Annotated in this window: 9 protein-coding genes; 6 read left to right on the forward strand and 3 right to left on the reverse strand. The window is 37.9% G+C overall.

Features of this window, described 5'->3' with window-relative positions:
- Positions 1 to 66 precede the first annotated feature (66 nt).
- Together AC4II3_RS13265 and AC4II3_RS13270 are read left to right on the forward strand one after the other, a co-directional pair.
- Entirely contained in the window at positions 67 to 1,989 is a 1,923-nt protein-coding gene (locus AC4II3_RS13265) for a sensor histidine kinase (RefSeq protein ID WP_488016782.1), read from the forward strand.
- Positions 1,990 to 2,359: 370 nt separating this feature from the next.
- The gene (locus AC4II3_RS13270) at positions 2,360 to 3,082 is read left to right on the forward strand and encodes a DUF928 domain-containing protein (RefSeq protein ID WP_488029432.1); all 723 of its coding nucleotides are present in this window, start codon (positions 2,360 to 2,362) and stop codon (positions 3,080 to 3,082) included.
- 372 nt (positions 3,083 to 3,454) lie between these two features.
- Here AC4II3_RS13270 and AC4II3_RS13275 read toward each other — a convergent pair whose 3' ends face one another.
- Together AC4II3_RS13275 and AC4II3_RS13280 are read right to left on the reverse strand one after the other, a co-directional pair.
- Positions 3,455 to 6,148, reverse strand: a complete 2,694-nt coding sequence (locus AC4II3_RS13275; RefSeq protein ID WP_488015341.1) for a CHAT domain-containing protein — start codon at positions 6,146 to 6,148, stop codon at positions 3,455 to 3,457.
- Positions 6,149 to 6,452: 304 nt separating this feature from the next.
- The gene (locus AC4II3_RS13280) at positions 6,453 to 6,704 is read right to left on the reverse strand and encodes a hypothetical protein (RefSeq protein WP_490722825.1); all 252 of its coding nucleotides are present in this window, start codon (positions 6,702 to 6,704) and stop codon (positions 6,453 to 6,455) included.
- Between the two features lie 44 nt (positions 6,705 to 6,748).
- Here AC4II3_RS13280 and AC4II3_RS13285 point away from each other — a divergent pair, with 44 nt between their 5' ends.
- Positions 6,749 to 7,762 (forward strand): ATP-grasp domain-containing protein, encoded by a 1,014-nt coding sequence (locus AC4II3_RS13285; protein ID WP_488015343.1) that lies wholly within the window; start codon positions 6,749 to 6,751, stop codon positions 7,760 to 7,762.
- Positions 7,763 to 7,811: 49 nt separating this feature from the next.
- Here the strand turns inward: AC4II3_RS13285 and AC4II3_RS13290 are convergent, their stop codons facing one another.
- Positions 7,812 to 8,060, reverse strand: a complete 249-nt coding sequence (locus AC4II3_RS13290) for a thioesterase domain-containing protein (protein WP_488015345.1) — start codon at positions 8,058 to 8,060, stop codon at positions 7,812 to 7,814.
- 585 nt (positions 8,061 to 8,645) lie between these two features.
- On the opposite strand from AC4II3_RS13290, the gene AC4II3_RS13295 reads away from it, so the two are divergent.
- The 3 genes from AC4II3_RS13295 to AC4II3_RS13305 all read left to right on the forward strand — a co-directional run bounded on the left by AC4II3_RS13295 (position 8,646) and on the right by AC4II3_RS13305 (position 10,501).
- Positions 8,646 to 9,161 carry an SET domain-containing protein-lysine N-methyltransferase gene (locus AC4II3_RS13295; protein WP_488015347.1) on the forward strand — a complete coding sequence of 172 codons (516 nt, stop codon included), beginning with the start codon at positions 8,646 to 8,648 and terminating at the stop codon, positions 9,159 to 9,161.
- A gap of 153 nt (positions 9,162 to 9,314) precedes the next feature.
- Positions 9,315 to 9,857 (forward strand): hypothetical protein, encoded by a 543-nt coding sequence (locus AC4II3_RS13300; protein WP_488015348.1) that lies wholly within the window; start codon positions 9,315 to 9,317, stop codon positions 9,855 to 9,857.
- Between the two features lie 56 nt (positions 9,858 to 9,913).
- Complete coding sequence (locus AC4II3_RS13305) at positions 9,914 to 10,501, forward strand: class I SAM-dependent DNA methyltransferase (protein ID WP_488015349.1); 588 nt, start codon at positions 9,914 to 9,916, stop codon at positions 10,499 to 10,501.
- Positions 10,502 to 10,570 lie beyond the last annotated feature (69 nt).

Below are 10,570 nucleotides of genomic sequence, written 5' to 3' on the forward strand. Positions count from 1 at the left end.
AGATCATAAACACTATTAAAGACTACTTGCATTCTGGATTTTGTAGTTTTCATTGTCAATTGTCATATGGTAGGGAAAATTAGAAAAAAATTCAACACAGAAATTGCCATATGGCGACAAGCTGCACTTCCAGGAATAGCAGTTATCATAATAGTGGTTATACTACGTTTAATAGGTTCACTGCAATTTTTCGAGTGGATGGCCCTTGATACTTTTTTACGTCTTCGTCCTGGGGAACCAACAGATGATAAGGTTGTAGTTGTGGGTATTAACGAAGAGGACATCCGCAGTATCGGACGTTATCCCATACCAGATGGAAAAATTGCTGAACTGATCCAAACAATAGAAGAGTATCAGCCAATTGCTATTGGTCTTGATATTGTTAGAGATATACCTATTGAGCCAGATCATGCCAAACTAATAAAAGTCTTTCAGCAAAACAAAACTATCATTGGGATTGAAAAAATATTACCACCGGATCAAATTCCTCCACCTCCAGAATTACCGAAACAGCAAGTGGGGTTTTCTGATCTGATTGCGGATCAAGATGGTCAATATAGACGTTATTTGCTTTGGACTCCATCACCGCAAAACCCCCAAAATCCCGATCAAGACAAATATTCCCTATCCCTGCGCGTCGCAAAAGCCTATTTATCTGCGCAAGGGGTTAATATAGAAACGGGTATCAGTGATCCTAATACTATCAAGTTTAACACCAAAGAATTCCCTCGCTTTTTACCTAATTCTGGGGGATATATCAGGGGTAATGATAGTGGATTAAAGATATTAGTTAATTTTAGGAGTGGCAAACAGCCCTTTCCTATCGTATCATTCAAAGATATTAAATCTGGCCAACTAGACCCGAATTTATTTCATAAGCGGATTGTTTTAATTGGCATCACTGCTCAGAGTGTCCCTGACCTTTTTAATACTTCAGCAGTTGCTGGTTCCTATGCAAAAAATCACGGTCAGATTTATGGTGTAGAATTTCATGCTCATGTTAGTTCTCAGATAATTAATGGTGTTTTAAATAACAGAGCTTTTTTAAACGTTTGGCATGATAAATGGGAATACTTGTGGATAATAATCTGGGGAATTTTTCCCATGATTATCGCTCGAATCACTCAATCTATATGGAAAAATATATTAGCTGTTGGTGCTACTAGTTTGGCTTTAATTGGAATAACCTATTTACTAATAGTATGGGGATGGTGGGTTTCTTTAGTACCAGGTTTGTTAATTTTAGTAATTAATGGTTTGGGACTAAGTGCGTTTGCATTTTATCAACATGACCAGGGTTTAAAGTCTCAAATTAAGGAACGTCAACGTACCATAAAACATACATTTGATCTTATTCATGCTGGTCCTCTACAAACACTAGCCCATGTGTTGAAGCATCTGCGAAGTCAAGATGCGCCACAAGAACAATTGCTATTGCAATTAGAGAAACTCAATCATGAAATCAGAGAAATTGGCGAGTATCTGAACCTAGAAGCACTAACTCCAGAAGAAAGTATAAGATTAGGAAGCGGTTTAAAGCTAGAGTTAAAACGTCCTATTCATGAGCTTTTTTATCAAGTATATACCAGTACATTGGAACGTGATGACTTGGAGTATTTAAAAACTCTGAAGGTAAAAATCCGTGCATTTGATCCCATTGATGATAAATACTTGAACCTTGAACAAAGACAAGAACTATGCCTATTTCTCGAAGAAGCTTTGTGCAATGTTGGAAAACACGCTAAAGGCGTAAAACGTGTCGAAGCTACTGGTAAAGAAAACCAAGGGTGGTACACTCTGAGCATAAAAGATAATGGTTCTGGTATGTCCTCATTCTCTGAAAACAAAGGGACACAGTTACTCAAAAATGTTGCGAAAAGTTTGGGAGGTGATTTTAGACGTGAGTCTCTTTTTACTAAAGGAACGTTATGTGAATTAACCTGGCAATTAACAGGTCGTAAAAGTCGTCGTAACCAAATCAAAAAATAACTATACCCATCCTAGCTCATTTGTAAAAATAATGCTGCTTCGCTTTGATTATACTTTTTTTAAAAAATCGTTAAATAGAGAGTATTTGCTAATTTTTACGAACGAACTAACCGTTTTGATTTATTGTAATAGATTAATCAAATTTTTTATAAACATCTAATCGGTTAAACTGAATTTACTTTTTAGGTCGTTTTAGTATAATGAGGGTAACATTGCGGTGCGACCCAAGGGCGATTTACTCGCCTATTGGAAAGCCCATCCTGTCAATAGTTAGGTTTTGTTGTAAATATAAGACCTTCTTTTTTTCTACCACAAAAACCGAGTAGCTTTACATACCAAGCATTTCAGCCTGTTTCGTCGCTCCTTCAGTATGAATACTCAACTTTTAGCATTCCTTAACAAACCTATTAATTACAGACTAGTAACTAGCTGTACCCTCAGTTTGTTACTATTGTTTGTGCCATCTGCTATAGCTGGTTTTGAACCACGTGATCGAAAACCTGCTACTGACTATTCCCGAACTGGAGGTCGTAGGGGATGTCCAGGTGAAGCAATACCCTTGACACTCCTGGCACCTCAGACTTATGTTAGTCAAACGGCTTCAGTACATCCCACTTTTGCTGGCTTTGTTTCCAGTTCTCATCAAATAGAGTTTAGACTGTTTGAGTTTGAGTCGAATAATACACTTAAACAATTGGGTAGTCCCATTGAAAAGCAAACTCAACCAGGAGTTTTTCAGCTGTCTTTACCAGAGAATCACCCAGGATTAACTGTAGGTAAAAAATATTTGTGGCAGATGGCAATTCGTTGTCCAGATGGTGTTATAGTCGAAAGGGCAGAATTCAGAGTTGTAGAGTTGCCAACACAGATAAAAAGTAGGCTATCTACCACAATTAATAGTTCCCAGAAAGTAGATATCTATGCTGGGGCTGATTTTTGGTATGAAGCATTTATGGAAGCGCTAACCTTGGCACAACCTGGAAAAATGGGACAGGTTGGTTCCAGTTTAGTGGAAGACCTCGTTAAGTCTGAGTTAGAAGAAGATGCGGATAAAGTTAGGTGGTTGGAGGAAATTGTAAATAGGGATAAGTGATATAGCGCTACGCGCAAGGCAATAGGCAAGAGGCAATAGGCATGCTAGCAATAGGCAATAGCTGATTATAATAGCTTTTACTGCTTTTATAAATGTCCTAACTTTAATGCGTAGTGCTATATCTAGGGCTTGCTGATTAACTATCAAAGCATTGACAGATAAAGGTTTTCGCCTTTTTTGGTCTCTAAAAGTCCCAGCTTTTCGGTCGAAAAAGCTCAATAACTTAGCCTTTTGGGCAGACAAGAGCAGAAAAATCATCGGACTTGTCTTCCGACTACCTCCTATATAATTCCCATTTCTCCTAACTCCTGACTCCTAACTCCTGACTCCTACCAATACCAAAAGACTTTTTCAGCAAACCCTATCTAGGTTTTACAACCAATTCCCAATCATAATAAACGGTGCCCAAAAAGAAGGATTATCATATTGGTTATTTATTTCTGGAAGTTCTTTTGCCTTAAGTAATTTTAGCTGAGCAGCTTGTAACGCTTTGGCTTTACTCATTCCCAATTGATGTACATTTCTATAAAATTCTTTCACTAACAAAGATGTAGATTCATCCACCACAGACCAAAGGGAAGCCATTGCACTTCTGACCCCAACTTGCAACGCTACCCCAGCTAAACCCAAACTAGAACGTTCATCACCTACCGCTGTTTGACAAGCCGTTAGTGCTAAAAGTTCAACAGAGGCAGCACCGCCACTTAATTGGCGTAGAACTTTTTCTAATTCATTGATGGTGAGTTTATTATTATTTCCTGTAACTAAAAAAGTATCTTCAGGAATTATTCCAAATTGAGCATGAGTTGCTATATGAATAACTGGGTAAACGGTATCTTGAATTTCATTTTCTAGTTTTTTTGCTTCAAAGTCTTCATCTATAAACTGTTTATGATTAGAAAATAGTTTTTGAACTTCTTTGATTTCTAACGGTACACTTGGCAATGCTGAGAAGGGGATATCGTCAATTATTGCTTCTTTACTGACACCCAAAATTAACGCACGATCTGTTTGAGTAGTTAGTTTTTTGGGTGCAGTTAAACTTAAACTAGGAGTGGTAGCGATCGCATAGTTTTCAATTAAGTATTTTTGAGCTTTTTTATCATAAAGGGCAGCCATTGGAATGTCACGCAAAAAACTGTCTTGAATGAAAACAATAGTTTCGATAGATTGCGACGTTAAATAATCTTCAAAAGGCAGAATCATCAAATCATATAACGTTTTAGCGTCAGTAGTATCATAATCGATTGACACTGAACCGTATATTAATCCTTCGCGGAATTTTTCAATCTGATTTCTAAAATCTTTCCGTGATGCTTTGATCCAGTGTAAGTGTTTTTCCTTATTTGGCAGAGTCAAAATCATTGCAGTCCCATCGTCTAAAACAATGGAACTAAACACGGCTGTGTTTTTTTCTAGAAGTTCATCAACTTGAGTATTATTAATAGCTGCTACAATACAATCATTGCCAAAATAATTTTGTAGCTCTGCTAGTTTTAAAGAATTAACCGTTTCTAAGGCCAAATTTAATTCTTTATTACGATTTTCTTCATCCAGAGAAGCTAACTCAATTCGGAACTGGGCTAACTGACGATAAACAGGCTCAATTACATCCCGGAAGTCAAATTGTAAATCCCGTTCTGCAATTAAAATATCACTGCGAATTTTATCTAGGGTATTATAGGCACGTTGATAGAAAGGAATCGCCTGTGCCTCTTTGTTCTGCTTTTGTAATATCCTACCTGCTTGCCATTCCCATAAATAAAGGCTATCCTTAGCTTGCAAATTTTGGTCAGCTAATAACAGTGCTTTCTGAGTTAATTTCCAAGCTTTTTGATAGGCTTCACGACATTCATAAAAATGACCTAGGGCACCTAACCCATAAGACTCAGCACGTGTTGCTTGCAATCTTTGGGCAATTTCGATAGCCTGATTTAGTATTGTTGTTGCTTGTGCATCTGCTAATTTTCCCTTTACTGAACACTGGGTTAAGGGCGAAGTAATATTACGATCACCATCAGGTACATTAGCTAAATCTATAGCTGCATATACCTTCGTAACAGAATCTGGTAAATGAGCGAGTAATTCTAAAGCTTGTTGAATATTTACATTAATCGTTGCGGCATCAACTAAATTTAAGTCTTGAGTGCGTTCATAAAGCTGAATTAAATTCAGTAGACTTCGCATTTGAGCCGATTTATCATCTTGTTCTTGAGATTGTGTCAAACTCGATTGAAAATAGCCCAAAGCCTTCTGATAATCTTCCCTGGCATTAGTTTGAAATTCCTTGGCTTTACGAATACCACGTTGGGCAGCAGATTTGGCCCGTAAATTCCAAAGTTGAGCACGACTTGCATGAGTGTTACCTAAACTATTTAATACCAAAACAAGATAGCCTGGATTATTATAAGTTTTGGCCTCTTCTAAGGCACTTTTTAAATAGTCGATTGCTTCGTCGTAATCACCCCGGAGACGATAAGCTTCACCTAAACTTCCTAATGCTGCCACTTCCCCCAGTTTATCCTGTTGCTCACGAGCAATTTGTAATGCACTCCCTGGCAAACACTCTCGCTTCCCTGGCGATTTGTCGTCATTAGGACCGCATAACAGCGCAATTGCTTTCCCTGGTTGTCCTAGATTACTATAGGCTTGCCCTTGTTCCGTAAGCACTTGCCCTACTTTCTGTAAATTCCCAATACTCTGATAGTAATAAATTACCTTCTCCCAATAACCAAGTGCTTCCTGAGTATCCCCCAACTGCTGATAGGCTCTTGCTAAATTTTCATTAACAATTGCAATAGTTGCCGCTTCATTACTTTTTTCATATACATTTAACGCTTCTGTCCATAAGGAAATTGCACCGCGATAATCTCCCCTAGCATAGCGTTCAATACCTTGATTTACCTGTTGAGTTGTATTGGTATCTTGAGCGTTGACTAATTCTCCTATCCTTGCTTGCTTTGTTATTAAGGGTAGATTACCCAGCCATAAACATAATGTCAGGCTGATGAGGAACAATACTCCCAGCCAACGACGCATATTTGGTTTGCTAAATCTATCAAACACAGGCTGACTCCGGCTTGAGCTGTGTAATATAGCGCTACGCGCAAGGCAACAGGCAAGAGGCATGCATGCAAAAGTTGATTAAAACAGCTTAGGTGCGCTTTCCGCATCTAATTATTAAATTCGCCACGGGTCGTACCTTTTGCTGCTTGTATCAATGTCAAACACCTTAATGCGTAGTACTATATGACTTAAGTGTTTGTTATTAAGACTATCAAAATTTCCTAATAAAGCAAACTGAGGCGTGTCATCAGTTAAGCCAAACCACGGCAGCAGCCAAGTATAGCGCTACGCTTAGCGTCAGAAGTTAGAAGTCAGAAGTCACAACTAAGCTATGACTAAGTTTCGGATCGAGATAATTACCCTGTCTTGATGCAATAGCGAGTGGGGGAAACCCCCAAGACCGCGCTGCATCGCTTAATAAAAATCTCCCCAATCTCCCCATCTTCCCATCTCCCCATCTCCCCACACTTCCCACACTTCCCACAACTACCACACTTCCCACAACTGCCACAAAGTCATATAATTGCCTAGGCGAAAGGCAAATGCAATACGTCATCCACCGAATTAAATCGGGGTTTTCCAAACTACCGGAATTATTTCATGACCAATAAAAAGTATCGAATACTAGCTATTACTGATCATCATACCCACGGGGGAATAAGTGCAATCTATCCCCTACTGAGAACTATGGCTAAACATCCTGTTTGTGACTCTATTAAAGTGGCAAGCAGGGGAAACCCCAAAAATAAAGAATTTTTCTATGACTATACTTCCACTGAGTTAATGAGTTTGTTGGTTGACGATAACTTTGTTCCTCAAGAAAGCGGGGAACAATTCTTAAATGCCAGCATCAAAACAGACCTCAAGGATCATGATTTGATTTTTCTCAGGATAGACCGACCAATACCCGATGAGTTTTTTGAATTCATTACCAGTCATGTACCGGAAGATAAAATCATTAATCGTCCATCAGGAATCAAAAAAACAGATACAAAGGCATCGCTTCTGAACTTTCCAGAGCTGTGTCCACCCATGAAACTTTGCAGTACTTTGGAGGAAATTTTAGAATTTTACCAAAACTTTCCCATCGTCTTAAAACCTCTGCGCAGTTATGGCGGTAAAGGAATTCTAAGGATAGTTGATGACCAGGCTTGGGAAGGGAATAATCAATATTCCCTTGATGAATACAAGTCAGTCATTGAAGAAAGCTTAAGAGATAGTGGTGACTATTTAGCCATGAAGTACTTAAAAAATTACAGCAAAGGTGATAAGAGAGTACTAGTGGTCAATGGGAAAGTGACAGGAGGTTTCCTCAGGATTCCTAAAGAAGACTCTTGGATCTGCAATATGTCAGCAGGGGGTTCGACAACTGTTGGCGAACCGGATCAAGATGAAATCAGAATTGCCGAAACGATTATTCCTAGTTTCTTGGAGCAAGGCATAGTCATTTTTGGCTTCGATACATTAGTGGATGACGATGGCAAGCGAGTGTTATCTGAGATTAACACATTAAATGTTACTGGTTTAGAGGAAGCCCAAACCCACTCAGGAAAACCAGTAGTTCAAGAGTCATCTGATTTAATGTGGTCTTATATTTGTGAACATATTGGATAACTATCCATAGGAGCGCAGGAAATGCGGTAGTGGAAGACAAGTAGTGATTTTAGCTCCCGTTACCTTGACAAGACTGTAGCCAAATCACTACATCTTTACCACTACCCATCTGTTCTGGTCGGTCAATAGCAACAGGTGAATAGCTATCGATTAATGCTAGCAGAGCCACTTCCTCTCCAGCAGCAGATAATTGTTGAGCCATTTCCCAAGCAATAATACCTCCTAATGACCAACCTCCCAAATAATACGGCCCGACCGGTTGAATAGTTTGCAAGCCTTCAATGTAGCAACTGGCCATAAAAAAATTTTCCTGCTTCCTATACTTTCCACAACTGCGGATTTTATCTCTTCTCCTCACGCTATTTTGGGGGGCTGGTTCTGATTGTTAATGAGCTTAATTTATGACCCTCGCTAGTATAACACTTGACCGGGTAATTCAGAGGTAGTCATCGCTGATCAAGCTAGTTTAGGCTTTGTTTGGGCTTAAATTTTATAAACCTATAATAATACCAATAATAGAGTGTAAAATCAAATTTCGTTGAATAACCAGACTTTCTGGTAATCAGAGCAGGGCACTCAGGGTAGTAAAGGAGCAGGGATAGAAAGATCAAATCTGGATATTCTAAGTGTGGGGAATTATCCAGATTTGATCTAATCGAATTAAGATGTATAATAGATACCGTTTGGATCTGGGTTGTAAACACACTTCTTGCCAGAATTGACAAAAAGTAAGATAGGAAAGATTTTCCGAGTTTTATTATCCAATCTCCTAGGTTGACATTGAATCTATAAATTCTAGAGGTTCTTGCAATCTGTTATAGTAACTATTGAGCGCTACTTTATTGGTATGATTACCTGAAAAACGGAGGGACATCTGGAAACCATGGAAAACACAGTAATCAAAGAGACATTTTCCCTAAAAGTTAAGTCTCAAAATTTTAAAAAATATCAAGTAGCTCCTTTTGCAGAGATTTGGGAATGTCCCGAGACTGGAGAAAAATCACTTCGTAGTTGTGTAAAATTTAATCCAGGCGATACCATTGCAACATTTGGCATTAAAGATCGTGTGAAAGAACCCAATTATCTATCAGTTCAAATCGACGATACAGAACATATTTTGCTGGACCCAGAGTTTTTACAATATATTAATCACAGTTGTACCCCTAATGTTTTTTTTGATACTACTAACATGGTAGTCACCTGCTTGAATAAAATTGATATTGGTGAAGCAATGACATTCTTTTATCCATCGACAGAGTGGTCTATGGCACAGGGATTTGATTGTCTGTGCGGAAGTGAACAATGTCTGGGCAAAATTCAAGGAGCGGTATACTTGTCTCCAGATATTCTCAAAAACTATAGGTTATCTGAACATATAATCAATAAAATTATGAAGTAAAGATAAAAAATAATTAATTGGGTGCATCTGATCACTTATGCTTGCATCTGATTAATTACTTGAGTTATTTTTCAATACCACTATTGATTCATAATTTTTATACTTTTGAAGTAATTTTGTTGATTCATTTATTGCTATCTAGGAAAACAAAACATGAAAGAATTACCCCGAAGAGAGATGTTATCGGTACTAATAGAAAAACTTCAGGAAGAACCTGAAATTTATTTAGACCGCATTACAGAACAAACATTATGGGAAATGTTTGAAAATGGCTGTACTCATTTTGTTGTTAGAAATAGTCAAATTGTTGGCTGCTGCGTTATTTGGCATGATTTAATAAAATCAGATAAAGAGCCAGCTTATGTGGAGTTAGGAACTGTCTGGGCTCAAAAACAGGACAGATCATCTATAGTTGCAGAGTTAGGGAATAACATACATCGAATAGCAAAGGAAAAAAAATTAATAGTTTTCTGTAAACAACTTAAGCTAGCAATGTACTTTATGCGAAGTCCTATTTTTCCTGTCAATAAAATTGCTAGCCATCAAAATATTACTCCAGAATTGATGGAATCATTACCCCAATTTAGAGGATGGCTAAATGATAATTCAAGTTCAACATCAGAAAAATGTGAGCGCTTTTTATATTATGAGGATGATGGAAAAATTACGCCTTGGTATTTAGTATATGAAGACTAGTGATAGTTATCATCATTAACTAAGACTAGCTCTAACTTGGAATATAAAAACTAACTATGTCAACAAAAATTGGTGCTGAAGACTATTATGATAAATTTGCTGCCAAGTATGACGAGGTGTTAAAGGCACCCAGTTCTAATGTAGAGTATGTCAATGAAGCGGTTAAAATATTCCATCGACATAATCACCATCAAGGCAGTGTTTTAGATATTGCTTGTGGGACAGGTATCCTAAGTGAGTTGTTGCAGGGAGAATTTGACTATACAGGGATTGATATTTCCAGTAAGATGCTGGATTATGCGGCCAAAAGGGGGTATAAAACCATCCACAAGCCGATTGAAACAGCCCTAGCTGAACTTGATAGCCAGTCCTACGATTTTGTTTTTTGTTTAAGTTCGTTGCTGTTTGTAGAAGACGTGGCAACAGCTATTAAGCATATGAATCGGATTGCTCGCCAAACAATTATTTTTAGCCTTGATGAAACAACAGAGGAATATATGACAAAGGTGCCTATTCCAGTTTATGACCACTCGAAAATTGCCATCGATAATGCCATGGAAGATTATTTTATTGTAGGTTGGACTTCTCCCAGCCAAGGAATTACAATCCGAACTCGGATGATTTATATTGAAGCAAATAAATAGGATTTTGAATAGAATTTAGAATTTAGAATTTAGAATCGGGAATCGGGAATCGGGAATCGGGAATCGGGA

The organism is Moorena sp., assembly GCF_982860115.1.

Coding starts and splice junctions, on each gene's coding strand:
- AC4II3_RS13265 (WP_488016782.1), top strand. CDS start 67: ATGGTAGGGAAAATTAGAAAAAAATTCAACACAGAAATTGCCATATGG.
- AC4II3_RS13270 (WP_488029432.1), top strand. CDS start 2,360: ATGAATACTCAACTTTTAGCATTCCTTAACAAACCTATTAATTACAGA.
- AC4II3_RS13280 (WP_490722825.1), bottom strand. CDS start 6,704: ATGACGTATTGCATTTGCCTTTCGCCTAGGCAATTATATGACTTTGTG.
- AC4II3_RS13285 (WP_488015343.1), top strand. CDS start 6,749: ATGACCAATAAAAAGTATCGAATACTAGCTATTACTGATCATCATACC.
- AC4II3_RS13290 (WP_488015345.1), bottom strand. CDS start 8,060: ATGGCCAGTTGCTACATTGAAGGCTTGCAAACTATTCAACCGGTCGGG.
- AC4II3_RS13295 (WP_488015347.1), top strand. CDS start 8,646: ATGGAAAACACAGTAATCAAAGAGACATTTTCCCTAAAAGTTAAGTCT.
- AC4II3_RS13300 (WP_488015348.1), top strand. CDS start 9,315: ATGAAAGAATTACCCCGAAGAGAGATGTTATCGGTACTAATAGAAAAA.
- AC4II3_RS13305 (WP_488015349.1), top strand. CDS start 9,914: ATGTCAACAAAAATTGGTGCTGAAGACTATTATGATAAATTTGCTGCC.